The 26,228-nt window shown below is 65.9% G+C and carries 23 protein-coding genes; 10 read left to right on the top strand and 13 right to left on the bottom strand.

The genetic code is table 11. The features are described 5' to 3' along the window. Positions 1 to 84 precede the first annotated feature (84 nt). Positions 85 to 912 carry a two-component response regulator PprB gene (gene pprB, locus AC4OR5_RS07930; RefSeq protein ID WP_003103959.1) on the top strand — a complete coding sequence of 276 codons (828 nt, stop codon included), beginning with the start codon at positions 85 to 87 and terminating at the stop codon, positions 910 to 912. Between the two features lie 25 nt (positions 913 to 937). Here pprB and tadG read toward each other — a convergent pair whose 3' ends face one another. The 9 genes from tadG to rcpC are packed head-to-tail and all read right to left on the bottom strand — an operon-like array spanning position 938 to position 10,107. Continuing rightward, positions 938 to 2,608, bottom strand: a complete 1,671-nt coding sequence (tadG, locus tag AC4OR5_RS07925) for a type 4b pilus Flp biogenesis protein TadG (protein ID WP_003093832.1) — start codon at positions 2,606 to 2,608, stop codon at positions 938 to 940. Between the two features lie 24 nt (positions 2,609 to 2,632). Next, entirely contained in the window at positions 2,633 to 2,917 is a 285-nt protein-coding gene (locus tag AC4OR5_RS07920) for a DUF3613 domain-containing protein (RefSeq protein ID WP_023084708.1), read from the bottom strand. 22 nt (positions 2,918 to 2,939) lie between these two features. Beyond that, a complete protein-coding gene (gene tadD / locus AC4OR5_RS07915; RefSeq protein ID WP_023126515.1) occupies positions 2,940 to 3,677 on the bottom strand; it encodes a type 4b pilus Flp biogenesis protein TadD in 738 nt (245 codons plus the stop codon). Beyond that, positions 3,674 to 4,585 (bottom strand): type 4b pilus Flp biogenesis protein TadC, encoded by a 912-nt coding sequence (tadC, locus tag AC4OR5_RS07910; protein ID WP_003103955.1) that lies wholly within the window; start codon positions 4,583 to 4,585, stop codon positions 3,674 to 3,676. Before tadC ends, tadD begins: the two co-directional genes overlap by 4 nt. A gap of 9 nt (positions 4,586 to 4,594) precedes the next feature. After that, complete coding sequence (gene tadB, locus AC4OR5_RS07905) at positions 4,595 to 5,479, bottom strand: type 4b pilus Flp biogenesis protein TadB (RefSeq protein ID WP_058152920.1); 885 nt, start codon at positions 5,477 to 5,479, stop codon at positions 4,595 to 4,597. Further along, positions 5,476 to 6,741, bottom strand: coding sequence for a type 4b pilus Flp biogenesis ATPase TadA (tadA, locus tag AC4OR5_RS07900; RefSeq protein WP_003093851.1), 1,266 nt, complete (start codon positions 6,739 to 6,741; stop codon positions 5,476 to 5,478). The genes tadB and tadA overlap by 4 nt, the downstream gene beginning before the upstream one ends. Next, positions 6,738 to 7,922, bottom strand: a complete 1,185-nt coding sequence (gene tadZ / locus AC4OR5_RS07895; RefSeq protein ID WP_003093855.1) for a type 4b pilus Flp biogenesis protein TadZ — start codon at positions 7,920 to 7,922, stop codon at positions 6,738 to 6,740. Before tadZ ends, tadA begins: the two co-directional genes overlap by 4 nt. Before the next feature lie 9 nt (positions 7,923 to 7,931). Further along, on the bottom strand, positions 7,932 to 9,182 hold the full coding sequence (rcpA, locus tag AC4OR5_RS07890; protein WP_003110119.1) for a type 4b pilus Flp secretin RcpA: 1,251 nt from the start codon (positions 9,180 to 9,182) through the stop codon (positions 7,932 to 7,934). Positions 9,183 to 9,195: 13 nt separating this feature from the next. After that, positions 9,196 to 10,107 (bottom strand): type 4b pilus Flp biogenesis protein RcpC, encoded by a 912-nt coding sequence (gene rcpC / locus AC4OR5_RS07885; RefSeq protein WP_003134589.1) that lies wholly within the window; start codon positions 10,105 to 10,107, stop codon positions 9,196 to 9,198. 409 nt (positions 10,108 to 10,516) lie between these two features. Here rcpC and flp point away from each other — a divergent pair, with 409 nt between their 5' ends. Further along, positions 10,517 to 10,729, top strand: coding sequence for a type 4b pilus Flp major pilin (gene flp, locus AC4OR5_RS07880; protein ID WP_003093864.1), 213 nt, complete (start codon positions 10,517 to 10,519; stop codon positions 10,727 to 10,729). A 188-nt stretch (positions 10,730 to 10,917) separates the two neighbouring features. Further along, entirely contained in the window at positions 10,918 to 12,816 is a 1,899-nt protein-coding gene (pctC, locus tag AC4OR5_RS07875) for a methyl-accepting chemotaxis protein PctC (protein WP_058156976.1), read from the top strand. A gap of 103 nt (positions 12,817 to 12,919) precedes the next feature. On the opposite strand, the gene AC4OR5_RS07870 is transcribed toward pctC, so the two are convergent. Further along, positions 12,920 to 14,410 carry a helicase HerA-like domain-containing protein gene (locus AC4OR5_RS07870; protein WP_003112061.1) on the bottom strand — a complete coding sequence of 497 codons (1,491 nt, stop codon included), beginning with the start codon at positions 14,408 to 14,410 and terminating at the stop codon, positions 12,920 to 12,922. Between the two features lie 399 nt (positions 14,411 to 14,809). Between AC4OR5_RS07870 and pctA the strand changes: the two genes are divergently transcribed. The 5 genes from pctA to gpgF all read left to right on the top strand — a co-directional run bounded on the left by pctA (position 14,810) and on the right by gpgF (position 22,008). After that, entirely contained in the window at positions 14,810 to 16,699 is a 1,890-nt protein-coding gene (gene pctA / locus AC4OR5_RS07865; protein ID WP_009878054.1) for a methyl-accepting chemotaxis protein PctA, read from the top strand. A gap of 234 nt (positions 16,700 to 16,933) precedes the next feature. Next, on the top strand, positions 16,934 to 18,823 hold the full coding sequence (gene pctB, locus AC4OR5_RS07860; protein WP_058161146.1) for a methyl-accepting chemotaxis protein PctB: 1,890 nt from the start codon (positions 16,934 to 16,936) through the stop codon (positions 18,821 to 18,823). 317 nt (positions 18,824 to 19,140) lie between these two features. Further along, positions 19,141 to 20,256 carry an N-acetylglucosaminyl phosphatidylglycerol synthase gene (gene gpgS / locus AC4OR5_RS07855; RefSeq protein ID WP_003110035.1) on the top strand — a complete coding sequence of 372 codons (1,116 nt, stop codon included), beginning with the start codon at positions 19,141 to 19,143 and terminating at the stop codon, positions 20,254 to 20,256. Further along, entirely contained in the window at positions 20,249 to 21,010 is a 762-nt protein-coding gene (gene gpgD, locus AC4OR5_RS07850; protein ID WP_058134690.1) for an N-acetylglucosaminyl phosphatidylglycerol deacetylase, read from the top strand. The genes gpgS and gpgD overlap by 8 nt, the downstream gene beginning before the upstream one ends. Further along, positions 21,007 to 22,008 (top strand): glucosaminyl phosphatidylglycerol flippase, encoded by a 1,002-nt coding sequence (gene gpgF, locus AC4OR5_RS07845; protein ID WP_003093885.1) that lies wholly within the window; start codon positions 21,007 to 21,009, stop codon positions 22,006 to 22,008. Before gpgD ends, gpgF begins: the two co-directional genes overlap by 4 nt. Here the strand turns inward: gpgF and AC4OR5_RS07840 are convergent. Continuing rightward, positions 21,983 to 22,195, bottom strand: a complete 213-nt coding sequence (locus tag AC4OR5_RS07840; RefSeq protein ID WP_023436359.1) for a hypothetical protein — start codon at positions 22,193 to 22,195, stop codon at positions 21,983 to 21,985. The genes gpgF and AC4OR5_RS07840 overlap by 26 nt on opposite strands. Before the next feature lie 49 nt (positions 22,196 to 22,244). After that, positions 22,245 to 23,096 (bottom strand): formyltetrahydrofolate deformylase, encoded by an 852-nt coding sequence (gene purU, locus AC4OR5_RS07835; RefSeq protein WP_003101174.1) that lies wholly within the window; start codon positions 23,094 to 23,096, stop codon positions 22,245 to 22,247. A gap of 259 nt (positions 23,097 to 23,355) precedes the next feature. On the opposite strand from purU, the gene mvaT reads away from it, so the two are divergent. Next, positions 23,356 to 23,730, top strand: coding sequence for a histone-like nucleoid-structuring protein MvaT (gene mvaT / locus AC4OR5_RS07830; RefSeq protein ID WP_003093888.1), 375 nt, complete (start codon positions 23,356 to 23,358; stop codon positions 23,728 to 23,730). 84 nt (positions 23,731 to 23,814) lie between these two features. Here mvaT and sbcB read toward each other — a convergent pair whose 3' ends face one another. After that, on the bottom strand, positions 23,815 to 25,257 hold the full coding sequence (gene sbcB / locus AC4OR5_RS07825) for an exodeoxyribonuclease I (RefSeq protein ID WP_058161145.1): 1,443 nt from the start codon (positions 25,255 to 25,257) through the stop codon (positions 23,815 to 23,817). Positions 25,258 to 25,481: 224 nt separating this feature from the next. Here sbcB and AC4OR5_RS07820 point away from each other — a divergent pair, with 224 nt between their 5' ends. Beyond that, complete coding sequence (locus AC4OR5_RS07820) at positions 25,482 to 26,219, top strand: hypothetical protein (RefSeq protein WP_003101171.1); 738 nt, start codon at positions 25,482 to 25,484, stop codon at positions 26,217 to 26,219. The last annotated feature ends 9 nt before the right edge of the window (positions 26,220 to 26,228 follow it).

The following is a 26,228-nucleotide window of genomic DNA, read 5'->3' as shown; positions in this document are numbered from 1 at the left end:
TTATGGCTAATACCATTCGGTATGGCTGCATTCCAATGCACGTCCCCCTGTTAAAAACACAATAAGCGAATGGAGCGTATGACCATGGACAAACCGGCCTCGCGGCATTTCAGCGTCTTGATCATCGATGATGAACCCCAGGTGACCTCGGAACTCCGCGAACTGCTGGAAAACAGTGGCTACCGTTGCGTAACCAGCACCCACCGGGAGTCGGCGATCGCCAGCTTCCAGGCCGACCCGAACATCGGCCTGGTCATCTGCGACCTCTACCTGGGGCAGGACAACGGTATCCGCCTGATCGAGAGCCTCAAGGAAGTCGCCGGCAACGGCAGGTTCTTCGAATCGATCATCCTCACCGGTCACGATGGCCGCCAGGAAGTGATCGAGGCCATGCGGGTCGGCGCCGCCGACTACTACCAGAAACCGGTGGCGCCGCAGGAACTGCTGCATGGCCTCGAACGCCTGGAGAACCGCCTGCACGAGCGCGTCCGCAGCCAGTTGAGCCTGAGCCACGTCAACCAGCGCCTGGAATACCTCGCCGAATCGCTGAACTCGATCTACCGCGATATCCACAAGATCAAGTACGAGGTACACGGCAACAGCCAGCCGAGTGCCCTCAAGAGCGAAGACAGCCAGCCGTCCGCGCCGCCGGCGTCGGTCGCGGAAAGCCAGGTGTCCCCGAGCAATCCGCTGTTCGGCAAGCTGTCGCCCCGCCAGCAGGCGGTGGCGCGGCTGGTGAGCAAGGGCCTGACCAACTACCAGATCGCCTACGAACTGGGCATCACCGAGAACACGGTGAAGCTGTACGTCTCCCAGGTGCTGCGCCTGATGCATATGCACAACCGCACACAGCTGGCGCTGGCCCTGTCGCCTGCGGCGATGCAGCAGGGCAGCGGAGCGGTGGTGCACTGACAGGCGCGATGGCCCGGCGGACCTGCTAGATCAGCAGTTCCGCCCTGCCGACATCGACCTTCAGAATCTCCGCGTCGATGTATCCAAGTTGTACCCCCAGCAAGGGCAGGACCAGATTCAGGATCGGCGTCAGCAGCCCATCGACCAGAGGTGCCACCACGGAATTCACGATGAGGTCGGTGAGCGCCGTCGAGCCGCACAGCAAAGGCAAGCACAGTCCGAGCACCACGGGATTGACGTTGATGCTGGTTTTCAGGGTACTGGCGAGAAAGCCGCTTTCCGGCAACCTGCGGCTCTGGACGAGATCGGAACCGTCGGCTTTCACGTTGAATCGCGTATCGCCCGAGCTGCCGGCGATCGAGGTATCGAGCTTGAGATCCAATCGCACCAAGCCGCCAAGCACCAGAATCGAGCCGACCTGATCGATGTTGGCCGGACTGCCGATCTTTATCGTCGCTCCGCTGCTTCTCCAACCGAAGTCCAACGCGGTATCCGGGCGGGTACAGGCCATGCTTTTCAGCCAGACGGCTCCCGACGCGCCTTCGATGGCCAGTTGCAGTTTCGTGGTGGCGAGAATGGACAGGAACCCGGAATCGATGTCCGCCGTAAGTCGTACCTGGGACTGGCGCACCTCCGTGCGCCAGGCGCCGCTCTCATCCTGCCCTGGCGGCCCGGAGACGATCCTCTTCGGCTCTACGACCGTGAGCCGTGCGTTGGCCAATCCGGGGATGCCCAGGTTCACGGCGACCGCGGAATTCTTGTTGGCGACCTGGGCAACCGCCATGATGAGATCCAGCGCATTGATCGCCGTATCCAGCTGCGACATGCTGTTCACCTCGCCGGCGCTCAGCCCCAGCAAGTCTCCCAGTTTCAACGTGGCCGACTTTACCCCCACCAATTGCGTTCTCAGGGCCTCGACCGAGGCTACGCCGTTCTTCGCCAGGACGTTCACGCTGGCGGCGAGTACCTGCTGCAAGCCGACGTTGGTATTCAACAACTGTTCGATGGTCCCCAGGCTGGTATCGACCCCGACCAAGCCCATTCCATTCGGGCCGAGAATGTCCAGCACACTGAGCTTCGCGTCGGCGATACCGTTGTAGGCCGCCGCCGAGAGATCGATCTGGGTGCCCAGCAATCCGCTCAGGATGGGGTTGAGCAACGCCGATTGGCCACTGTTCACGCTGGCCAGCCCCGTGCCTGCGGAAATCGTGGCGTTCGGCAGGCGTCGCGCCACGGCCTCTGCGCGGAGATCGACGTTGGCATTGCCGCCGCCGAACAGTCCCCCGAGGTTGGCGACCAGGCTGCCGGGAACGCTCTTGGTCACCTCGACGTGCACCGCCTCGTTGGCGGCAGCCGCGTTCGACGCGCTGGCTATGAAACTGCGCAGGCCGCCGGCACTCAGCACGCCGCCGACCTCCGCCGACAGGCTGGAGCCGGCGGCGTCCGCATCGAACCCGTTGAGCATCGCGCTGGCCTTGGCGAAAGACGTCGCCTGGGCAGAACTCTGGTCGCCGCACAAGGCTCCCTGGGAGGCACTCTCCAGCGCCGCCACGTCCGCCACTCGCTGCAGGTTGCGCTGCTCCAGGTAGAGCCGCCCGGTATCCACCACCAGCAACAGGCAGATCAAGGCCAGCAGCAGGGTGGTCGCCGCCAGGATGCCGATCGCCCCACGCTGTCTTGCAGGCCATCCGTTCATGCCCTGCCCCTCCGCCAGGAACCGTCAGTTCTTGCTCTCGCCGAAGCCGCGATCTTCCAGCAGGTACTCGGGAATCTCGTGCTCATAGCTTTTCAGGTAGCGCTGGTAGGCACGCTGGCGCTCGGCGGCGGTCGCGCTTTGCCGAACCGGGCTGGCGGCCCGGCCGCTCGCCTGGATGGCCAGCCAGGCGCGGGTGGCGGTCTGCGGTTCGGCCGTCGCTGGCGCGGCGGGACGGACCACCGGAGTGTCCGCGGCCCAGGCCGGGCCGGACAGGAGCAGCAAGACGCCGAACAGGATTCGCTCGTGCATGGTTCACCTCTCCGGCGCCGGCTCAGGGCGCCTCGTTGGCCATCGCGGTATGTATATTCGCCTCCGCCGGCAGTTCCGCCAGCGGGTCGTCGCTTGCCGGCGCTGCGCCGGGTGTCGGTACGGCACCCCAGCTGCGCGCCCGCGCCTCGGCCGCGCGGATGTCCCGGGCATCCAGCTGCAAACGCTCGATCAGGCGCTGCGCATCTTCCCGGTCGCCTTGCAGGTACAGCAGGCCGAGCAGGTTGGTCGCCGGTAGCTTGCCGCCCTGCTGCAACTCCAGCGCAGTGATGAATTCGAAGCGCGCGCCGACACGGTCGCCGCGCTTGAGCAGGGCGACCCCCAGGTCGTTGCGGAAGCGGCTCTCGGTCGGCCGCAGGCGCGCCGCCTCGCGCAGCTCGAGGACCGCCCGGGCGCTGTCGCCATTGCGCAGGGCGAGCAGGCCGAGGCCGTGGTGCGCCTCGGCTGCCTTGCAGGTTTCCAGCAGGGCCTGGTACTCGGCCCTGGCCCGCGGGTCGCCGATCCGGCGCAGGATCAGCGCCCTTTCCTCGCGCACGTCGAGCAACCCCGGCGGCATGCTTTCCAGGTTGGCCAGGGCCGCATGCAGGCGGCCCTCGCGGATCATGTCGCGGACCATGTTCATCTGCAGTTCCTGCTCCTGGCCGAGCTGCTGCGAACACTCCCGTGGGCCGTCCCGCCCCGGCAGCGCGGCGCAACCGCCGAGCAGGGCGGCGCACAGGCCGATACCGATCAGTGCTTTCATCCCAGTCCTCCCAAGGCCTTGGTGATGGCGATGACGCCCGGACCGGCGAGGACGATCAGCAGCGCCGGGAACAGCAGCACCATCATCACCAGGCTCATCTTCGCCGACAGCTTGCCGATGCGTTCCTGCAAGGTGGTCAGGCGCCGGTCTTCGAACAGTTGCTTGAGCGTCAGCAGGGTGCTGCGCGCACTGCCGCCCTGGCGCAACATCTGCCGTAGCACGCCGCAGCAGTCGTTCAGCGGGTCCACCTGCAGGCGCCGGGCAAGCGCCTCCAGCTCTTCCGCCAGGTCGATGCCGTTGTCGGCACGGGTCAGCGCCAGGTCCAGCTCGCGGGCCAGTTGCGGGGTGATCCCGCGGCCTTCCAGGCAGACCACGCGCAGCGTCTGCTCCACGGTCAGGCCGGCGTCGAAGAGGATGCGGATCAGTTGCACGAACAGGATCATCTCGTCGGCGATCAGCGCCCGGCGCGCCTTGGCGAAGTGCTTGAGCACCTGCTTGGGCAGGAGGAAACCGATACCGGCGGCGAACAGCAGCGGCACCGCATAGGACGCCTCGCTCTCGGCGCGCAGCAGCTTGACCAGCAAGACCAGGAGAACGAACAACAGCGGCGTGAGGAACACCGAGATCAGGTACAGGGTCCGGTAGCGACTCTCGTGCCAGCCGGCCTGTTGCAGCAACTGGCGAGCCTCGCTGTCCATCAGTTGCAGGCGCCGCACCCAGAAGCTGTCGTCCATCCGCTCGGTCATGCCGGCCAGCCACCTGGTCGAGCCGCCAGGGTTGGCCAGCGCTCCCAGGCGCCTCTCGATCAGGCGCTGCTCGCGGCTGCCGTTGCGCGCCTGGAGCAACAGCAACAAGGCACCGCCGACCGCCATCAGGAGCGCCGCGAAAATCAGCCACTGTGCCTGCATGGCCACCTCCTAGACGCTCTTGAGCATGCGCCACAGCGCATAGCAGCCGAGCAGTTGCAGCCCGAGCGAGGCCAGCAGCAGGAAACGCCCGGTGCCGTCGGCCCACATGTTCAGCAGATAGCCCGGGTTGCTCGCCAGGATGTAGCCGCCCAGGGCGCTCGGCACGCCGGCCAGGACATAGGCGCTGATCCGTGTCTCGCCGGTCATCGCGTGCAACTGCCGGCTGAGCTTCTCGCGCTCGTGGATGAGCTTGACGATGCTGTCCAGCAGGTCGCTGGTATTGCCGCCATAACGGTGGTTGACCGAGACACCCAGGGCGAGGATGCGCAGTTCCTCCACCTCGTAGAGTTCGGCGACTTCCTGCAACGCCTCCGGCAGGTGGATGCCGAGAAGCACGTGGTTGCGTGCCAGGGTGAAGATGTCGCGCAGCGGCTCCTCGGCGTTCTCCACCGCCTGCATCAGCGCGTCGCCCAGCGTGCGCCCGGCGTGCAGGCTGCGCACCACCTGGTCGAGAAAGCGCGGCATCTGCCGGATCATTCGCTTCAGGCGGCGCTGGTAGAGCATGCCCAGGGCGACACGGCAGGACAGCGCCGCCAGTAGCAGGCCGCCTAGCGCGCCGACGATGCCGAACAGGCGCAATCCGCTCCAGACCAGCAGCAGCGCGAGCACTGCCGCCCCGAACAACCACGGACGCGGGCGCTGGATACCGGCGCGACGCATCTGGCGAGCCAGCCAGTGACTGCTGCGCGGCCGCACCGCGACCGCCTCCTGGCGTCCCAGCAGCCGTTCAACCACCTGCTCGTTGCGCCCGGCGCGCCAGCCCATGAACGCCAGGGCCAGCGCGGCGAAAGCCAGCACGCCGCTGAACAGCACCAGCAGTTGCGCGCCGTTCACAGCAGCGCCTGGCGGAATTTCTGCCCGACCGGCGCGGCCTGGCGGACGAACTGCCCGCTGCCGCGCCGGTCGAGACTGAACAGGGTGTTGGTGACGTACACGCCGTCGCGCACCTCCAGCACCTCCAGCACTTCGCTGATGCAACGCCGACCGCTGGCCAGGCGGGTGATCTGCACCACCACGTCCAGCGCGGCGCAGATCATCAGGCGCAAGGTCTGCTCCGGCAGCCTGTTGCCGGTCAGGCCGACCAGCATCTCCATGCGCAGCAGGGAATCCATCGCCGAGTTGGCGTGCACCGTGCTCATCGAGCCGTCGTGGCCGGTGTTCATCGCCTGCAGCACGTCGAGTACCTCGACGCCGCGGATCTCGCCGAGGATGATCCGGTCCGGGCGCATCCGCAGGGCGTTGCGGATCAGGTCGCGGGCAGTCACCTCGCCGTAGCCCTCGGCGTTCGGCGGACGGGTCTCCAGGCGCACCACGTGGTCGTGGCCGAGTTGCAGCTCGGCGGTGTCCTCGATGGTGACGATCCGCTCGCGTTCGTCGATGAAGCCGCTGATGACGTTGAGCAAGGTGGTCTTGCCGGTGCCGGTGCCGCCGCTGATGAGGATGTTGCAGCGGCGCGAGACCGCCTGGCGGAGGAACTCGAGCAAGGCTTCGTCGACGCTCTGGTAGGCCAGCAGGTCGGCACTGCGCAGCAGCTCCTGGCTGAACTTGCGGATCGAGATGCACGGCCCGTCCAGCGCCACCGGGGGAATGATCGCGTTGACCCGGCTGCCGTCCGGCAGGCGCGCGTCGACCATCGGGCTGGACTCGTCCAGGCGTCGGCCGAGGGGCGCGAGGATACGCTGGATCACCCGCAGTACATGGTGGTCGTCGATGAAGCGCAGGTCGCTCTGGTAGAGCCGCCCTTCCCGCTCGACGAACACCCGGCCCGGTCCGTTGACGAGGATTTCCGAGACGCCGGGATCGCGCAGGAGGATCTCCAGCGGGCCGAAGCCGGTGAGTTCGTCGACCACCTCTTCGGCCAGGCGGTCCAGTTCGTAGCGGGAGATCGCCAGTTGATGGCGCGAGCCGTATTCGCAGACCTTTTCCGAGACGTACTGGACCACGGCGGAGCGCGCGCCCTCCAGCAGGTTCATGCCGTCTTCGTCGATCTCGTCGATGATGTAGCGGTGCAGGCGCAGCTTCAGCGCCTGGATGTCCTGCTCCTGGCGGTAGTGGAAGGCACCGCCGTCAGGACGCGCGCCGAATCCCGTGCTCATAGCAGCGCCGCCTTGGCCCGGCCGAGCCAGGACAGCAGCGAACGGCGCTCGCCGCGTGTCACGCACAGGCTGTCCGCCAGTTGCCGCAGCTTGGCCGCCAATGGGTCGCGCGGCGCCACCTCGAACAGGCTCTTGCCGAGGTTCTTCGCGCGCAGGCGCGATTCCGGGGACAACGGCAGGACACCGAACAGATCGAGGTCGAACATCCGGCTGAGGGCCTGCTGGTCCGGCGCCACATTGGGCAGGTAGCGCTCGATCAGCAACTCGATGGAGGGCAACGGCAGGTTGCGCTCGCGCAGGCGGCGCAGGCGCTCCAGGCCCTTCTTGCAGGACGGCACGCTCTGGTCGACCATCCACAGCACGCGGTTGGCCTGCACCAGCAACTGGTTGCTCAGCTCGCCCTCGGGCAGCCCGGTGAGGTTGACCACCACATGGCTGAACGCCCCGCGCAGGTTGCCCAGCAACAGATAGAGTTCGGCGGTGGTGACTCGCTCCAGCACGCCGGGCTCGTCGGTCAGGCTGAGTATCCGCAGGCCGCTGTCGAGGCGGGTGAAGGCGCTGTCGATCAGGGTCTGGTCGAGGCGCCGCAGGTTGCGCAAGGCGTCGCTGAAGGTGAAGGCCGAGTCCAGGCCGAGGATCGCCAGCGCCTCGCCGGTGGGCTGGCCGACGTCCAGCAGCAGGACCTGGTTCGGCGTCTGCTCCTGCAACGCCTTGGCCAGGTGCAAGGCGACGAAGGCGCCGTCGGCGTCCGGTCGGGCGCTGACCAGGGTCAGCAGCTCGCCCTGGCGCGCCGCGCTCACCGGCACGCTGGGCAGGCGTCCGCCGAGGCGCCGGATCAGCCCGGTCAGCTCGCTGGCGCGGGCGCCGTAGGTGATGAAGTCGCGCGCGCCGGCGCGCATCGCCGCCAGCACCAACTGGTTGTCCAGGCCGTCGCCGATGGCCACCACCGAGAGCATCGGCCGCGCCGATACCAATCCCTCGACCAGCGCGCCCTGGGACACCAGGTTGCTCTTGCCGAGGCTGATGAACAGCACCCCGGCGGCGGTGACGTCGAGCAGCGCCAGCAGCTCCTCCAGGCTGGCGCTGCCTGCCGGCACCACCTGGCCGGCGGACGCCAGGCTGTTCTGCAGCCAGTCGAGTTCGCCGGGATGCTGGGTCAGCGCCACGAAGTTCTGGTTCATGCGCGCCTCCTAATCCGACAGGCCGGTGTCGTTCTGCTGGCCGTCGTACTCGCCGCGCTCGAGGAAGTACAGGCGCGAGAACCCCGGATCGTAGTGCCGCAAGCCCTCGCCGGGCAGGTCCGGCAACTGTGCGTCGGCGGCCAGCGGCTGGACCAGGTGCGGGGTGACGATCATCAGCAGCTCGCGGTCGTCCTTGTCCAGCTTGGTCGAGCGGAAGAACGCACCGAGGATCGGGATGTCGCCCAGCCAGGGAAACTTGTCGACGTTGCTCACCGAGTTGCTGCTGGTCAGCCCGCTGATCACGAAACTCTCGCCATCGGCCAGCATCACGCTGGTGTCGGTGCGCCGGACGCGCAGTGCCGGCACCGCCACCCCGCCGCTCTGGATGCCGGCGCTGTAGTCCAGTTCGCTGACCTCCGGCGCCACCTTGAGAGCGATGCGGCGGTTGTTCATCACCGTCGGGGTGAGGGTCAGGCGGATGCCGAACTCCTTGTATTCGATGGTGACGTTGTCGTTGGTGCCGTTCGGCACCGGGATCGGAAACTCGCCGCCGGCGAGGAACGACGCGCTCTGCCCGCTCATCGCCACCAGGCTCGGGCGCGCCAGGGTATAGGCGAAGCCGCTGCCCTCCAGGGCATTCATGAAGCTCAACCACTTGCCGCCGCCGAAGATCAGGTTGAATCCCGAGCTGCCGGTGCCGAAGGTGCCGCCCAGGCCGCTGCCGTCGGCATTGACCTTGATGTCGCCGAGGCTGCCCGGCGCACCGAGCACCCAGAGGTTGCCGCCGCGCCGGACGAACGAGGTGCTGGCCTGCTTCAGCTTGCTGCGGCTGACCTCGACGAAGCGGATATCGGTCTGCACCTGGTTCGGTAGCTCCTCCGCGGCGCCGGCGGTGAACGCTGGAGCACCGCGGGTATCGACGCTACCGCGTCCCTCGACCTCCACCAGGCTGCGCAACGGCTCGGGACTGCAGCCGGTCCAGATCAGCAGGCTGGTGGAGCCCTGTTCCTTGCCGGTGACCAGGAAGCCGCGACGATCCAGCAACTGTACGTCGGCGATCTTCGGATCGCCGATGGCCAGCCGTTCGATCGGCACCGCCAGGCGCAGGTCACGCTGTTGTCCCTGGACGACGTCGACCCGCGGCGCCTGCGCCAGCAACTCGATGCAGCCCTGCGGCAAAGCCAGTGCCGGCAGCGCCAACGCCACCCCCAGCAGCCCTCCCAGCCAGCGCGACACGCCTATCCCGGTGCTCCGATGCATATGCCGGCTCCCCTCAAGGCGCTTCATGGGTCATGGCGCTGCCACGGTAGACCGTGACCCCGTTGGCCACCGGCACGCGCGGAGCCGCGCTGCGCACGCTCGGCGCCGTCGGTTTGCGGCGCTCCAGCAGTTGGTCGAGGCTCAGCGCCGCGCTCGGCGCGCCCAGCGACGCTTGCAGCAGCGCGCCTTCCTGCTCCCTGCGGTAGAGTTCTTCGTCCTTGCTGCGGATGGCCAGGCGCAGCGAACCGGCCTGGCTCGCCAGCATCAGCCGCGCCACGCCGTCCTCCGGTACCGCCAGCACCGCGGTACGCGGCGGACGCGGGTCCTTTTCCTGGTTCGAGCGGTCCTGCCCATCGCTGCCCACGGCGATCCGCTCGCCGTAGGTCAGTACCCGGACGCCGGGCAACACCAGTTGCGCCAGCGGGGTCGATTCGCCGTCCCGCTCGTCACGCACGAAGAGCATCACGTCGACATAGTCGCCGGGCAGGACGAAGCCGCCGCCGCCGACCACTTCGTCCACAGCGATCGCCATCGCCCGCTCGTCCGGACGGATGGTCCGGGCCAGCGGACCGCCGGGTTCGAGGGTCGCGGCGGAAAGAATGCTGCCGGCCGGCACCGCGACCCAGACCCGCTTGCCGAGCAACGCCTCGGGCCTGTCGTAGCTACCGACCGGTGCGGTCCGCAACAGCTCGACGCTCAGGTCGTCCTTGCCGATCACCGCCAGCGCCGGGAGATCGCGACTGGCCACCAGCACCGGCTTGCGTTCGAGCTTTTCCAGCGAAGCGTCCACCGCCGCCGAAGCCGGCGCCACGGATGGAGCATGCGCGTTCGATGGCGCGCGGCCGATGGATACGCCGAGGTATCCGAGCAGCACCGCACCGAGCAGCAGCAGGCCGGCCAGGGCCATCAGCACCTTGCTATTCATGGGCAGACCCCTGCTATGCGTCCGGACAGGTCGATGAACGGAAAATCACCGGCGATCGCCGATGATCGGAAAAGAAAAACGGGCGTCTCGCTGTCCGTGTCATGGCCATACTCCGGGACTGGCTTTCCATGGCAGGTACATTGGGGTTATCGACTGGCGACAGTCGTTATTCAAGAACCAAAGTTCATAACTTCGAACTTGCGACGATAGGCCTGAATCTAGACTCGGGATAATCAATGTCAATTTGTCATTAGATGTAGTCCAAGCCTTGTAACCCGCCATATAACCTTGCGACTAATCCACTCCTACTAATGCCATTTAGTTGTTGCAAAACGCCATCATCGGCCTAGCCTCAGCGTGGAGGCAGGGCTCTGTCTCGGTGATTGCCGCGTTCGAGGAGCAAACAAGAATGAAGAACCTGACCCTGTTCGTGTATTGCAAAGTTCGCGCATTCCTGGCGGACGAAGAAGGGGCAAACGCCATCGAATACGCGGTTATCGCCGGTTTGATCGCGGTGGCTCTGATTGCCGTATTGAGTCCCACGGACAGCGGTATCGTCGGCGGTCTGAAAGCCTTCTTCGACGGCGTCGGCACCAAAGTCGGCGGACTGGCTCCGGACTGACGTCCTCTTCCAGAGCGATTTCCCTCCAGTGGCGCCATTTTCATGGCGCCACTATTTTGCCTTTATGCTGGCACTGTGCTACAAAGCCGGCCGTTCAGGCGCTGGATCATGGCTTTCCCCCGCAAGCTCCCTACCTGGTGGCCTGGGCTCCCCGCCCTTCTTGAGGCTTTTGCCAGGACGCATCGCTCATGCTTCGCTCGCTGTCGTTTGCCAAGAAAATCCTTCTCGCCGCCGCATTGGTGGTGGTTTTCGCCTTCACCTGCTTCATCCTCTACAACGATTACCGACAGCGCGAGGCCGTGCGCACGGACACGGAAAACTACCTCGGGGAAATCGGCACCCTGACCGCCAGCAACATCCAGAGCTGGCTGGAAGGCCGCATGCACCTGGTGGAAGGCCTGGCCTCGCAACTGGCGCTGCTCGAGCAGCCCGACGAGGCGAATATCGCAAGGCAACTGGAACAGCCCGTCTTCAGCCGCAATTTCGCGTCGGTCTATCTTGGCGAGGCGGCCAGCGGCGCCTTCACCATGCGCCCCTACGACGCCATGCCGGAAGGTTACGACCCACGTACCCGTGCCTGGTACAAGGACGCGCTGGCGGCCGACCGGCTGATCGTCACCGAACCCTTCGTCGATGCCGGCACCGGCGAGCAGATCCTCGCCATGTCGCTGCCGGTGCGGCACGCCGGTCAACTGCTGGGCGTCGCCGCCGGCGACATGAAGCTGGAGACCCTGACCGCGATCCTCAATTCCCTGAAGTTCGACGGTGCCGGCTACGCCTTCCTGGTCAGCGACGCCGGCAAGATCCTCCTCCACCCCGACTCCGGGCTGGTCCTGAAGACCCTCGCCGAAGCCTATCCCAAGGGTGCACCGAACATCGACCCCGGGGTCCACGAGGTGGAACTCGACGGCCGCAGCCAGTTCGTTTCCTTCACCCCGGTGAAGGGACTGCCCGGCGTGACCTGGTACGTCGCCCTGGTCCTCGACCGCGACACCGCCTATTCGATGCTCAGCGAATTCCGCACTTCGGCGATCGTCGCCACGCTGATCGCGGTGGTCGGCATCATGCTTCTCCTCGGCATGCTGATCCGCGTACTGATGCAACCGCTCACCGACATGGGCCGCGCCATGCAGGACATCGCCCAGGGCGAGGGCGACCTGACCAAGCGCCTGAAGGTCACCAGCAACGATGAATTCGGTACGTTGGCCAATGCCTTCAACCGCTTCGTCGAGCGCATCCACGAGTCGATCCGCGAGGTCGCCGGCACCGCCCGTCAACTGCACGACGTGGCGCAACTGGTGGTGAACGCCTCGAACTCCTCGATGGCCAACTCCGACGAGCAGTCCAACCGTACCAACAGCGTCGCCGCGGCGATCAACGAACTCGGCGCCGCCGCCCAGGAAATCGCCCGCAACGCCGCCGATGCCTCGCACCATGCGTCCGACGCCAACCACCAGGCCGAGGACGGCAAACAGGTGGTCGAGCAGACCATCCGCGCGATGAACGAGCTTTCCGAGAAGATCAGCGCCTCCTGCACCAATATCGAGGCCCTCAACAGCCGCACGGTGAACATCGGCCAGATCCTCGAGGTGATCAAGGGCATCTCCGAGCAGACCAACCTGCTCGCCCTCAACGCCGCCATCGAAGCCGCCCGCGCCGGCGAGGCCGGACGCGGCTTCGCGGTGGTCGCCGACGAGGTGCGCAACCTGGCCCATCGCGCCCAGGAGTCGGCCCAGCAGATCCAGAAGATGATCGAAGAGCTGCAAGTCGGCGCCCGCGAGGCGGTGGCCACCATGACCGAAAGCCAGCGCTACAGCCTGGAGAGCGTGGAGATCGCCAACCGTGCCGGCGAACGCCTGGGTAGCGTGACCAGCCGGATCGGCGAGATCGACAGCATGAACCAGTCGGTGGCCACCGCCACCGAGGAACAGACCGCGGTGGTCGACTCGCTGAACATGGACATCACCGAGATCAACACCCTCAACCAGGAAGGCGTGGAGAACCTCCAGGCCACCCTGCGCGCCTGCGGCGAGCTGGAAGCCCAGGCCGGGCGCCTGCGGCATCTGGTGGACAGCTTCAAGATCTGAGCCCGTCCGTCCCACAGGCCAGCTAACCGCGAAGCGGTTAGCTGGCGATCATCCAGCCCCCATGAAAAAGGCGCCCGCGGGCGCCTTTTTCATGGCCTGGCGCTCAGCGCCGCTTCTTCCCGCCCATCAACGAGCCGAGCAGGCCACGCACCAGCTCCCGGCTCAACTGGTTGGCCGCCTGGCGCATGGCGCTCTTCACCGTCGAATTGGACAGCAGGCTACCGAGAATCTGCCCGGCCATGCCGCCGACGCCGGACGCGCTTTCCTGCTGTGCAGGCGCCTGGCCCTGGACCTCGGGCTTGGCGCCCGCCTTGTTCGCCAGCACCTCGTAGGCCGACTCGCGATCGATCGGCTGGTCGTAGCGGCCCTTCAACGGCGACCGCTGGACCAGTTCGGCGCGCTCGCTGTCGCTCAGCGGGCCGATCCGCGAATAGGGCGGCGCCACCGCGACGCGCTGGACCATGGCCGGCGTGCCCTTTTCCTCCAGGGTGCCGACCAGCGCCTCGCCGATACCCAGTTCGGTCAGCACCCCCAGGGTGTCGAATGCCGGGTTCGGGCGGAAACCATCGGCCACCGCGCGCAGCGATTTCTGCTCCTTGGCGGTGAAGGCGCGCAGGCCATGCTGGATACGCAGGCCGAGCTGGGCCAGGACATCGTCCGGCAGGTCGCCCGGGGACTGGGTGACGAAGTACACCCCGACGCCTTTCGAGCGGATCAGCCGGACCACCTGTTCCAGGCGGTCGCGCAAGGCTTTCGGCGTGCCGTTGAACAGCAGGTGGGCCTCGTCGAAGAACAGTGCCAGCACCGGCTTGTCGGCATCGCCGCGCTCCGGCAGTTGCTCGAACAGCTCGGCCAGCAGCCAGAGCAGGAAAGTCGCGTAGACCTTCGGCGCCTCGTGCACCAGGCGGCTGGCGTCGAGCAGGTGGATGCGCCCGCGCCCGTCCGGCTCGGGGCGGAGGATGTCTTCCAGTTGCAGGGCAGGCTCGCCGAAGAAGGCCTCGGCACCCTGCTGCTCCAGGGTGGCCAGGCGGCGCAGCAGCGCCTGCCCGGAAGCGCCGGTGAACAGCGCCCGGTCCTCGCCGAGGATCTCCGGATTGTCCTTCAGGTGGTTGAGCAGCGCCTTCAGGTCCTTCAGGTCGAGTAGCAGCAGGCCTTCCCGGTCGGCCACCTGGAAGGCGGCGAACAGCGCGGCCTGCTGGCTATCGGTCAACTCCAGGAGGTTGGCCAGCAGCAGCGGGCCCATCTCGCTGATGGTGGTGCGCAACGGGTGGCCGGTCTTCCCGGCGATGTCCCAGAGCGTGGTCGGGTAGGCCTTCGGCTGGTAGTTCAGCCACGGCATGCTGGCGATGCGTTCGGCGACCTTGCCCTGCGGGTTGCCCGGCGCGGCGATGCCGCACAGGTCGCCCTTGATGTCGGCGGCGAATACCGCGACACCGGCATCGCTGAAGGATTCGGCGAGGTGCTGCAAGGTCACCGTCTTGCCGGTACCGGTGGCGCCGGCGATCAATCCATGACGGTTGGCCAGGCGCCAGGCCTGCCCTACCGGCTGGCCATCGGGGCCAGCGCCGATCAACAACTCATTCGCTTGCGACATCCATTCATCCTCGGGACTAAAGCTCCGGCACGCTGTGCCGACAGTAAGGGAAAGCCCTTGTACAACGGGGCTTCCAGCGGAACCCGCGTACCAATATGCGCGGATTCCCGCGAAGGGCGTCGGGCCAGCGCATCGACCCGATCTGGCCGTCCAGCTTCAGCGAAGACCTTCGGGCCTTGCTGAGACAGGAAAAATCGCCATCGTATCCGTATCACGCATTCTTCGGAGCCACCCAGGGAACCGTGGCTTCGTGGCACAAGGCCGTGCCTGGGTCGACGGACTACCCACCCGCGCGACCCGCCCGACGCTGCAAGGCGTACGGAAAGCCCCTGCGCCCGCGGAACGGTCGCAGGGGTCTGGTCAAAGACTGGCGCTACATACTCCTGGACGCAATACAACATGATCAAAAGTCTGAAGTTCAGCCACAAGATCCTCCTCGCGGCCTCCCTCGTGGTGTTCGCCGCTTTCGCACTGTTCACCCTCTACAACGATTACCTGCAGCGCAACGCGATCCGCGAGGACCTCGAAAGCTACCTGCGGGAAATGGGTGACGTGACCTCCAGCAACATCCAGAACTGGCTCGGCGGCCGTCTGTTGCTGGTCGAGCAGACCGCCCAGACCCTGGCCCGCGACCACAGCCCGGAAGCCGTCAGCGCCCTGCTCGAACAGCCGGCCCTGACCTCGACCTTCAGCTTCACCTACCTCGGCCAGCAGGACGGCGTCTTCACCATGCGCCCGGACAGCCCGATGCCGGCCGGCTACGATCCGCGCAGCCGGCCCTGGTACAAGGACGCCGTAGCGGCCGGCGGCCTGACCCTGACCGAGCCCTACGTCGACGCCGCCACCCAGGAACTGATCATCACCGCGGCGACGCCGGTGAAGGCCGCCGGCAACACCCTCGGCGTGGTGGGCGGCGACCTCAGCCTGAAGACCCTGGTACAGATCATCAATTCGCTGGACTTCAGCGGCATGGGCTACGCCTTCCTGGTCAGCGGCGACGGCAAGATCCTGGTGCACCCGGACAAAGAGCAGGTGATGAAGACCCTGAGCGAGGTCTACCCGCAGAACACGCCGAAGATCGCCACCGGTTTCAGCGAGGCCGAATTGCACGGGCATACCCGCATCCTCGCCTTTACCCCGATCAAGGGCCTGCCTTCGGTGACCTGGTACCTGGCGCTGTCCATCGACAAGGACAAGGCCTACGCCATGCTCAGCAAGTTCCGCGTCTCGGCCATCGCCGCCGCGCTGATCTCCATCGTCGCCATCCTGGTCCTGCTCGGCCTGCTGATCCGCCTGCTGATGCAGCCGCTGCACCTGATGGGCCGTGCCATGCAGGACATCGCCCAGGGCGAGGGCGACCTGACCAAGCGCCTCGCCGTGACCAGCCGCGATGAATTCGGCGTGCTCGGCGATGCCTTCAACCAGTTCGTCGAGCGGATCCATCGCTCGATCCGGGAAGTCGCCGGGACCGCGCACAAACTGCACGACGTCTCGCAACTGGTGGTGAACGCCTCGAACTCTTCGATGGCCAACTCCGACGAGCAGTCCAACCGCACCAACAGCGTCGCCGCGGCGATCAACGAACTCGGCGCCGCCGCCCAGGAAATCGCCCGCAACGCCGCCGATGCCTCGCACCATGCGTCCGACGCCAACCACCAGGCCGAAGACGGCAAGCAGGTGGTCGAGCAGACCATCCGCGCGATGAACGAGCTTTCCGAGAAGATCAGCGCCTCCTGCGCCAACATCGAGGCCCTCAACAGCCGCACGGTGAACATCGGCCAGATCCTCGAAGTGATCAAGGGCATCTCCGAGCAGACCAACCTGCTCGCCCTCAACGCCGCCATCGAAGCCGCCCGCGCCGGCGAGGCCGGGCGCGGCTTCGCGGTGGTCGCCGACGAGGTGCGCAACCTGGCCCATCGCGCCCAGGAATCGGCCCAGCAGATCCAGAAGATGATCGAAGAGCTGCAAGTCGGCGCCCGCGAGGCGGTGGCCACCATGACCGAAAGCCAGCGCTACAGCCTGGAGAGCGTGGAGATCGCCAACCGTGCCGGCGAAAGCCTGAGCAGCGTGACCCGGCGGATCGGCGAGATCGACGGGATGAACCAATCGGTGGCCACCGCCACCGAGGAGCAGACCGCGGTGGTCGATTCGCTGAACATGGACATCACCGAGATCAACACCCTCAACCAGGAAGGCGTGGAGAACCTCCAGGCCACCCTGCGCGCCTGCGGCGAGCTGGAAACCCAGGCCGGGCGCCTGCGCCAACTGGTGGACAGCTTCAAGATCTGAGCCCTGCCTGTCGTAGCCGAACCGGCCGGATAACCGCGAAGCGTTTATCCGGCCTACCGATGAAGAGCGCCCGCGGGCGCTTTTTTCGTTCTCCAGGTCGCATTCGGTGAAACCATTCATCCATTGCGCTAAAGCTTCCGGGCTTGCCGCCGACAGACACGGCAAGCCTTGCAGTTGCGATCCAACTGGGGCTGTTCACGACAGCGCGCCCGCGCCTCCCGGATGCAAGAAACCATGATCAAAAGTCTCAAGTTCAGTCACAAGATCCTGCTCGCCGCCGCGCTGGTGGTGATCGCGACCTTCTCCCTCTTCACCCTCTACAACGACTCCCTGCAGCGCACCTCGATCCGCGAGGACCTGGAGGACTACCTGCACGAAATGGGCGAGATCACCGCCAGCAACGTGCAGAACTGGCTGAGCGGGCGCATCCTGCTGATCGAGAACCTGGCCCAGACCCTGGCCCGCAACCACAGCCCGGAGACCACCCAGGCCCTGCTGGAACAGCCGCTGCTGGGCTCGACCTTCCTCTTCACCTACCTGGGGCAGACCGACGGCACCTACACCGCGCGCCCCACCAGCGACCTGCCGGCCGACTACGACCCGCGCCGCCGCCCCTGGTACAACGCCGCCACCAGCGCCGGCCAGACCACCCTCACCGAACCCTACATGGAGCCGGCCATCCACGAGCTGGTACTGACCATCGCCAGCCCGGCGCGCCAGGGCGGCCAGCCGTTCGGCGTGGTCGGCGGCGACCTCAGCCTGCAGACGGTGGTGAAGATCATCAACTCGCTGGACTTCGGCGGCATGGGCTACGCCTTCCTGGTCAGCGGCGACGGCAAGATCCTCGTCCATCCGGACAAGGACCAGGTCATGAAGAGCCTCAGCGACGTCTACCCACGCAACACGCCGAAGATCGGCAGCGGCTTCAGCGAGGCCGAGCTGCACGGCAACACCCGGATCCTCAGTTTCTCTCCGGTCAAGGGCCTGTCCGGCCTGGACTGGTACATCGGCATCTCGGTGGACAAGGACAAGGCCTATGCCATGCTCACCAAGCTGCGTACCTCGGCGATCGTCGCCGCGCTGATCGCGGTGGTCGCCATCGTCCTCCTCCTCGGCATGCTGATCCGCGTGCTGATGCAACCGCTCACCGACATGGGCCGCGCCATGCAGGACATCGCCCAGGGCGAAGGCGACCTGACCAAGCGCCTGAAGGTCACCAGCAACGATGAATTCGGGGTCCTGGCCATTTCCTTCAACCGCTTCGTCGAGCGTATCCACGAATCGATCCGCGAGGTCGCCGGCACCGCTCGCCAACTGCACGACGTGGCGCAACTGGTGGTGAACGCCTCGAACTCCTCGATGGCCAACTCCGACGAGCAGTCCAACCGCACCAACAGCGTCGCCGCGGCGATCAACGAACTCGGCGCCGCCGCCCAGGAAATCGCCCGCAACGCCGCCGATGCCTCGCACCATGCTTCCGACGCCAACCACCAGGCCGAGGACGGCAAGCAGGTGGTCGAGCAGACCATCCGCGCGATGAACGAGCTTTCCGAGAAGATCAGCGCCTCCTGCGCCAACATCGAGGCCCTCAACAGCCGCACGGTGAACATCGGCCAGATCCTCGAAGTGATCAAGGGCATCTCCGAGCAGACCAACCTGCTCGCCCTCAACGCCGCCATCGAAGCCGCCCGCGCCGGCGAGGCCGGACGCGGCTTCGCGGTGGTCGCCGACGAGGTGCGCAACCTGGCCCACCGCGCCCAGGAGTCGGCCCAGCAGATCCAGAAGATGATCGAGGAACTGCAGATCGGCGCCCAGGAAGCGGTCAGCACCATGACCGAGAGTCAGCGCTACAGCCTTGAAAGCGTGGAGATCGCCAACCGTGCCGGCGAACGCCTGAGCAGCGTCACCGGACGGATCGCCGAGATCGATGGGATGAACCAGTCGGTGGCCACCGCCACCGAGGAGCAGACCGCGGTGGTCGATTCGCTGAACATGGACATCACCGAGATCAACACCCTCAACCAGGAAGGCGTGGAGAACCTCCAGGCCACCCTGCGCGCCTGCGGCGAGCTGGAAACCCAGGCCGGGCGCCTGCGCCAGCTGGTGGACAGCTTCAAGATCTGAGCACTGCCCGAGCCGTAGCCGAACCGGCGGATAATCGCGCCGCGGCTATCCGCCCTGCCCCCGGCCATTCGTAGGGTGAACAACGCCAACGGCGTTGTTCACCCTTATCCTGCCAGGATGCCTCCCGAGGCATGCCTTCCTCTCCGCCCGCTCCCTCTGCGACCTATTCCCGCGCTGGCTGCCCCGAACGCGCCGGCTCGCGCTTTCTTTCCTAGACTTGAAGCTACCCATGGCTCCCGCACACCGTTCGAACGACTGCCGGCGCCGGTGGTCCACTGAGTGGCAGAAGGAACAAGCTCAACGGAGGAAGGCCCATCGTGCACATCGCCGATATGACCATGTTCTACGCGCCTGCCAGCGGGGGGGTACGCACCTATCTCGAAGCCAAGCATCGCCATCTCTGGCACTATCCCGGCATTCGCCACAGCGTGCTGGTTCCCGGCGCCGGCTATCGCCAGGCGAACGGCATCCACGAGGTGCCGGCGCCGCCGCTGCCATTCGGCAATGGCTACCGCTTCCCTCTCCGTCGCGGCCCCTGGCGCAAGGTGCTGCGCAATCTGCAACCGGACCTGATCGAGGTCGGCGACCCCTACCTCACCGCCTGGGCGGCGCTCGACGCACGGCGTCGGCTGGACGTGCCGGTGATCGGCTTCTACCACTCCGACCTGCCGCTGCTGGTGAGCAATCGCATGGGCGCCTGGCTCGGCACCAACGCGGACAACTACGTCAGCAAGCTGTACGGCCACTTCGACCGGGTCCTGGCCCCCAGCCGGGTGATGGCGGAAAAGCTGATGCGCCTGGGCGTCGCCGACGTGCATGTACAACCGCTGGGCGTCGACCTGGTCACCTTCCATCCGAGCAACCGCGATCCGGGGCTGCGCCAGGAACTCGGCCTGGACGAGGAAACCCGCCTGCTGGTGTTCGCCGGGCGCGGTTCGCGGGAAAAGAACCTGCCGGTACTGCTCGACGCCATCCAGCGCCTCGGCGACGGCTATCACCTGTTGCTGGTGGGTTCCAACATGCCGACCCGGGTACCACGCAACACCAGCGTGGTCGACCATTTCTGCGACAGCCGCGAAGTCGCCCGCCTGCTGGCGAGCAGCGACGCGCTGCTGCACGCCGGCGACCAGGAGACCTTCGGCCTGGTCGCACTCGAAGCGATGGCCAGCGGCATTCCGGTGGTGGCGGTGCGCGCCGGGGCACTGGCGGAAATAGTCCCGGAGCGTTGCGGCGTGCTCTGCGCGCCGAACAACGGCGACGCCATGGCCTGCGCGGTGCGCGAACTGTTCAGCCACGACGTCGAGCTGCGCGGCCAGCGCGCCCGCCGTCACGTCGAGCGCCAGCATGCCTGGGACGCGGTGGTCGCCGGCCTGCTCCTGCACTACCACGCGGTACTCGGCGACAGCGAGGCGAGGTTCCCGCGCTATGGCTGAACGCAGCCTGCTGCTGGTGTTGCACGACGTGGCCCCGGAAACCTGGCCGGACTACCGGCCCTTCGTCGAGGCCGTGGACGCGCTCGGCCAGGTCCCCATGACCTGGCTGGTAGTGCCCGACTTCCACCATCGCAACCCGCTGGAAGCCGACGAAAAGTTCTGCGAACTGCTCTCGCGGCGGGTAACCCGGGGTGACGAACTGGCTCTCCACGGCTTCTATCACTACGATGACGCCCCACCACCGCGTACTCCAGGGCAATACTTCATGCGTCGCATCTACACCTGGGAGGGAGAGTTCTATGCCCTCGACCACGCCGAGGCCAAGGCCCGCCTGGCCGCCGGCATCGAACTGTTCCGCCGCCGCGGATGGCCGCTGCACGGTTTCGTCGCGCCGGCCTGGCTGATGAGCGCCGGCACCCGCCAGGCGCTCGGCGAGAGCGGACTGCGCTACACCAGCGACCCGTCCAACCTGTATCGGCTTCCCCACCTGCAACCGATCGAGGCCCCCGGTCTGGTCTGGAGCGCGCGCAGTGCCTGGCGTCGCGGCCTCTCCTGGGCGCTCAGCGAGCAGCGCCGGCGGGCCTGGCGCGCAGCGCCGGTGATCCGCCTCGGACTCCATCCGGTCGACATGCGCCATCGCTTTTCCCGCGAATACTGGCTGCGTACCCTGCGCACCCTACTGTCCGAGGGGCGCCAGCCGCTGACCAAGATCGACTGGCTGGAGCGCCGCCTCGCCCTGGACCACGCGGCATGAGTCGAGGCTGGTTACTGCTGTTCGGTTTGATCGGTGCCTCGCTGATTCCGCTGGTGCTCGGCGGCAGCGACATGTTCTCGCGCTTGCGCGCCTTCCCGCTGGACAGCCTGCTGCTGATGTTCGGCATGATCGTGGTCTGCTGGTTCATCAACGGCCTGCGCCTGCGGCTGCTGCTCGCCGGGCGCGCCGGCAAGCTCGGGCAGTTGCAGAGCGTCGGCATCATCATGGCCAGCGAATTCGCTTTCTGCGCCACTCCGGGCGGCAGCGGCGGGCCGTTGACCCTGATGGCGCTGCTGGCCCGGCGCGGCCTGCGCCCGGCACAGACCAGCGCGGTGTTCGCGGTCGACCAGTTGGCCGACCTGACGTTCTTCCTCTGCGCCCTCGGCGCGATCCTGATCTATGCCCTCAGCCATTCGCTGAGCCCGAACATGGAATCGAGCCTGATCTTCAGCGCGGTATTCCTGGTCGGCCTGTTCGTCGGCGCGGTAATGCTGATCCGCTACCTGCACCAGGTGATCCGCTTCAACGGGCGGGTTCTGGCGCGGCTCGGCGTGTCATCGCGCAAGCGCCTGCACTGGGGCCGCAAGATCCTGCATTTCCGCATTGCCCTGCACGACAGCCTGCGCCTGCCGAAACGACGCCTGCTGGCGGTCTTCCTTCTCAGCAGTACGCACTGGCTACTGCGCTTCAGCGTGCTCGATCTGACCCTGCGCGGCCTGGGAGTGGATATCCAGTGGGCCTGGACCTTCCTGATCCAGATGGTCTCGCTCAGCGCCGGACAGCTCTCGCTGATCCCCGGCGGCGCCGGCGGCACCGAGCTGACCTCGGCGGCCCTGCTGGCCCCCATGATCGGCAAGTCGACGGCGGCGGCGGCCATCGTCATCTGGCGAGCGGTGACCTTCTATTTCTACCTCGTCGCCGGCGGCCCGGTGTTCGCCGTGCTCGCCGGACGCCCGCTGCTGAAGAAGCTGATCAGCAGTCGCGAGGCTTCTTCCTGAGCGCATCCTCGGCGTCAGCCTCGCCCGTCTCGCTGGCGCTCTCCTGGATACGCCGCCAGAGTTCGGCCGCGCCGGGAAACTCGGTTCCGTCCTCGTCGCCGAGGGCGTCGATGTCGTAACGGCTGGTGCAACCCTCGCCGAGGGTCGGTGGCGGGCTGGCGGTGCCCGCCGACCTGGGATCGCTCATGTTCGTTCCTCCGGGTGCCGGCCCCGGCCGGCATTCCAGGGGAGCCGGCTCAGTCGAACACCACCGTCTTGTTGCCGTGTACCAGTACGCGGTCCTCCAGGTGATAGCGCAGTCCGCGCGCGAGCACCAGCTTTTCCACGTCCTTGCCCAGCCGCACCATGTCTTCGACATTGTCGCGGTGAGTGACCCGCACCACGTCCTGCTCGATGATCGGACCGGCATCCAGTTCCTCGGTCACGTAGTGGCTGGTCGCGCCGATCAGCTTGACCCCGCGCTTCGACGCCTGGTGATACGGCTTGGCGCCGATGAAGGACGGCAGGAAGCTGTGGTGGATGTTGATCACCTGGTGGGCGTACTTGCGGCACAGGTCCGGCGGCAGGATCTGCATGTAGCGAGCCAGGACGATGCAGTCGGCGCCATGTTCGTCGATCAGCCGGGAAACTTCATCGAAAGCCGGCTGCTTGTCCTGCGGATCGACGGGAACGTGGAAATACGGGATACCGTGCCACTCGACCATGCTGCGCAGGTCGTCGTGGTTGGCGATCACGCAGGGAATCTCGCAGTCCAGTTCGCCGCTGTGCCAGCGGTGCAGCAGATCGGCCAGGCAATGGGACTCCTTGCTGGCCATCAGCACCACGCGCTTCTTCACCTCGGAATCGGTGATCCGCCATTCCATGGAGAATTCGCGGGCGATCGGGGCGAAAGCCTGGCGGAAGCCATCCAGGTCGAACGGCAGAGAGTCGGCACGGATCTCGTGGCGCATGAAGAACCAGCCGTTATCGTTGTCGGAATGATGGCTGGCTTCGGTGATCCAGCCATTGTAGGTGGCCAGGAAGTTACTCACCTTGGCAACGATCCCGACCCCGTCGGGACAGGCGATCACCAGCCGAAAAGTGCGCATGGGTATACTCCAGAAACATCGCGAAAGGCCGCCATTCTAGCGGCATGGCGGGAAAAGTTCAGCCTCGGCGAAGGCCTTTCGACAGGCTGTTGCGCGAGAGAATAAACCCGTACAACAGGGCAATCCCGATGCGGAATTAATTACTTTGAATTTCATCGAGAAAAGTTTTCATCGCGGTTTACTTACAGTTTCGCCCTGACTATTATTGAGTCTACTTACATGCCCGCCACCGCCACTCAGCACAGACAAGGTACCTGACATGTCCCTGATCAACGAATATCGCGCCACGGAAGAAGCCATCAAGGAACTTCAGGAGCGCCTGAAGTCCCTGGAACAAGACGACAAACTGAAAAAAGAACTGGAATTCGAAGAGAAGCTGCGCACGCTGATGGGCACTTACCAGAAGTCCCTGCGTGACGTGATTTCCCTGCTCGATCCGGACGCCAAGATCGGCAAGAGCACCCGCACCGCCAAGGCGCCTGCCGGCAAGCGCGCGCGCAAGGTCAAGCAGTACAAGAACCCGCACACCGGCGAAGTCATCGAGACCAAGGGCGGCAACCACAAGACTTTGAAAGAGTGGAAAGCCAAGTGGGGCCCCGAGGCCGTCGAGAGCTGGGCCACCCTGCTCGGCTAAACCAGTCAGTTCCACGAAGAACGCCAGCCCAGTGCTGGCGTTTTTCATTTCCGCCGTATCGTACCGACTCCTCTGCCTGCGTCCTCAAGTCTCCAGCGAATAGCGTTGACGCAGTTCCGCGGCGTAATCGCGCCAGGCCGCAAGTACCGCCGGCAATGTGCCGCCCTGCTCTTGCCGACAAGCCTCCAGCGCCGCCTCGAAGGCCGGCAAAGTATTCGGTGCGCCGTATTCTTCATGGGACAAACGATTGCGGCAGAAGCTTTCCCATTGTTGGCGCTCGGCCACATTTAAAGTTTCCGGGAAATTTCGCGCACGATAGCGGAAGAACAACTCCTGCAAGCGGGCATCGTCGAAGGGCCATTGTTCTTTGGCCAATTGCTCCGGTTCGGCAAGGCGCAGCTGTTCACAAAGGCGTCGATCCCGATCGCCAATAAATCCGTCATACAACTGTTGCTCGGGGTCGTCGCTGGCGGAGAAACTTTCTTCGCCATATAGCGCTGTCAGTTTGTCCGCCCAGACGGTTTGATGCTGGCGCAACAACTCGGCTTTTCGCTGGCACTCCTCGAGTTCGATGCCGGTTCGCTGGCGATCCTCGGCGCGCAATACCGACAGCGGCGCCACCACCGGGCAACGGTTGACCTGGATCTGCTTCAGCGGCACCGGCAACTCGCCCTCGGCCAGTTCGTCGCGACGGGTATACAGGCGCCTGCGCAAGTCCTCGGCCGACAACTCCAGCAGCGGCGCGGGATCGGCGCAGAGGTCGCAGACGATCAGAGCATTGCGGTTGCGCGGGTGCCAGGCCAGCGGCAGGACCACCGAGAGGAAATGGCGCTCCGCGGAAAAGCGTCCGGAGACATGCACCAGCGGCTGCAGCAGGCGCGCCTGGTCGAGCACCTTGTGCTTACTGCGCAACTGGTAGAGGTAATCGTACAGGCGCGGCTGGCGCTGACGGATCAGGCGGGCCAGGGCAATGGTGGCGCGAACATCGGAAAGCGCGTCGTGGGCCTGCCCATGCTCCAGGCCGTTCGCCGCGGTGAGCATTTCCAGCTTCAGCGACAGCCGGCCGTCCAGCTGCGGCCACTGGATGCCCTCCGGGCGCAGGGCATAGGCGGTACGGACCATGTCGATCAGGTCCCAGCGGCTATTGCCGCCTTGCCACTCGCGTGCGTAGGGATCGAAGAAGTTGCGGTACAGGCTGTAGCGCGTCACTTCGTCGTCGAAGCGCAGGGAGTTGTAGCCGGCCACGCAGGTCGCCGGCTGCGCCAGCTGGGCGTGTACCCGGGTCATGAAGTCGGCCTCGGACAGCCCCCGCTCGGCCAGCCGCTGGGGAGTGATGCCGGTGATCAGGCAAGCCATAGGGTGGGGCAGGATATCGTCGCTGGGACGGCAATACAGGTTCATCGGCTCGCCGATCTCGTTCAGCGCCTCGTCCGTGCGGATCCCGGCGATCTGCAACGGCCGGTCGCGGCGAGGGTCGATGCCGGTGGTTTCGTAGTCGTACCAAAAAATACTCGCGTTCACGGTCATTCCCTTTCTGGCGGCACCGGGCAGTCTACCAGTGACTGCCGCGAAGCTCGCGACCCACTTCGGGGATTTCCAGGTTTTCCAACGAACTCACGGAAAGCACCGTAGGCACGGCCCGCCAGGGCGCGTCAGTGCGCATATCTGCCATCCGAACCTTGCGTTGTCCCCTCCGCCCTCGCTAGCATTCCGCTCGCACGGATGCCCGTTTCACTGACAAGGACAGCACCATGAACGACACCAGCAATCCCTACGCCACCCCCGCCAGCGCCCTGCAACCGACCCAGGCGGTGCCGCCGGTCATCGGCGACTACGACTTCCGCATCGGCGACGTAATCAGCGAAGCCTGGGCCAAGATCAAGGGCGTCAAAGGCATCCTGATCGGCGCCTTCGTGGTCTACAGCGTGGTGATCCAGACCATCACCTTCATCCTCACCCTGCTCTTCGGCGGTATCGGCCTGATGAGCGAGGCCGATCCCATCGCCTTCGCGGTCGGCCAGATGATCGCCAGCCTGGTCGCCACGGCGGTGGGCTACCCGTTCTTCACCGGCCTGACCATGATCGGCATCCGCCGCGCCGCCGACCAGCCGGCGACCTTCAACGAAATGTTCAACTACTTCGGCATGCTGGTGCCGCTGCTGCTCACCGGCCTGCTGATGATGCTGATGGTCTACGTCGGCTTCTTCCTGCTGATCATCCCCGGCCTCTACCTGAGCGTCGCCTACATGCTCGCCCTGCCGCTGGTGGCCGAGCGCGGCCTGACGCCCTGGCAGGCCCTGGAAACCTCGCGCAAGGCCATCAGCCGCCACTGGTTCAAGGTGTTCGGCCTGTTGCTGGTGCTGAGCCTGCTGATGCTGGTGAGCATGATCCCGCTGTTCATCGGCCTGATCTGGACCGGCCCGCTGTTCGTCGTTTCCATGGGTATTCTCTACCGCACCATCTTCGGCGTTCGCCCGCTGGGCAACTGAGGTGCAGAC

Source organism: Pseudomonas sp. YA1 (assembly GCF_058680555.1).
This window is presented reverse-complemented; position numbering and strand designations above follow the sequence as displayed.

Bases quoted from the DNA above. Each gene is read 5' to 3' on its own strand.
- pctB (WP_058161146.1), top strand. From the start codon at position 16,934: ATGATCAAAAGTCTCAAGTTCAGTCACAAGATCCTGCTCGCCGCCGCG.
- tadZ (WP_003093855.1), bottom strand. From the start codon at position 7,922: ATGAACCAGAACTTCGTGGCGCTGACCCAGCATCCCGGCGAACTCGAC.
- rcpA (WP_003110119.1), bottom strand. From the start codon at position 9,182: ATGCATCGGAGCACCGGGATAGGCGTGTCGCGCTGGCTGGGAGGGCTG.
- gpgF (WP_003093885.1), top strand. From the start codon at position 21,007: ATGAGTCGAGGCTGGTTACTGCTGTTCGGTTTGATCGGTGCCTCGCTG.
- pprB (WP_003103959.1), top strand. From the start codon at position 85: ATGGACAAACCGGCCTCGCGGCATTTCAGCGTCTTGATCATCGATGAT.
- tadD (WP_023126515.1), bottom strand. From the start codon at position 3,677: ATGAAAGCACTGATCGGTATCGGCCTGTGCGCCGCCCTGCTCGGCGGT.
- gpgD (WP_058134690.1), top strand. From the start codon at position 20,249: ATGGCTGAACGCAGCCTGCTGCTGGTGTTGCACGACGTGGCCCCGGAA.
- tadG (WP_003093832.1), bottom strand. From the start codon at position 2,608: ATGAACGGATGGCCTGCAAGACAGCGTGGGGCGATCGGCATCCTGGCG.
- tadA (WP_003093851.1), bottom strand. From the start codon at position 6,741: ATGAGCACGGGATTCGGCGCGCGTCCTGACGGCGGTGCCTTCCACTAC.
- flp (WP_003093864.1), top strand. From the start codon at position 10,517: ATGAAGAACCTGACCCTGTTCGTGTATTGCAAAGTTCGCGCATTCCTG.
- pctA (WP_009878054.1), top strand. From the start codon at position 14,810: ATGATCAAAAGTCTGAAGTTCAGCCACAAGATCCTCCTCGCGGCCTCC.
- AC4OR5_RS07820 (WP_003101171.1), top strand. From the start codon at position 25,482: ATGAACGACACCAGCAATCCCTACGCCACCCCCGCCAGCGCCCTGCAA.
- AC4OR5_RS07870 (WP_003112061.1), bottom strand. From the start codon at position 14,410: ATGTCGCAAGCGAATGAGTTGTTGATCGGCGCTGGCCCCGATGGCCAG.
- tadC (WP_003103955.1), bottom strand. From the start codon at position 4,585: ATGCAGGCACAGTGGCTGATTTTCGCGGCGCTCCTGATGGCGGTCGGC.
- sbcB (WP_058161145.1), bottom strand. From the start codon at position 25,257: ATGACCGTGAACGCGAGTATTTTTTGGTACGACTACGAAACCACCGGC.
- mvaT (WP_003093888.1), top strand. From the start codon at position 23,356: ATGTCCCTGATCAACGAATATCGCGCCACGGAAGAAGCCATCAAGGAA.
- AC4OR5_RS07920 (WP_023084708.1), bottom strand. From the start codon at position 2,917: ATGCACGAGCGAATCCTGTTCGGCGTCTTGCTGCTCCTGTCCGGCCCG.
- AC4OR5_RS07840 (WP_023436359.1), bottom strand. From the start codon at position 22,195: ATGAGCGATCCCAGGTCGGCGGGCACCGCCAGCCCGCCACCGACCCTC.
- pctC (WP_058156976.1), top strand. From the start codon at position 10,918: ATGCTTCGCTCGCTGTCGTTTGCCAAGAAAATCCTTCTCGCCGCCGCA.
- purU (WP_003101174.1), bottom strand. From the start codon at position 23,096: ATGCGCACTTTTCGGCTGGTGATCGCCTGTCCCGACGGGGTCGGGATC.
- rcpC (WP_003134589.1), bottom strand. From the start codon at position 10,107: ATGAATAGCAAGGTGCTGATGGCCCTGGCCGGCCTGCTGCTGCTCGGT.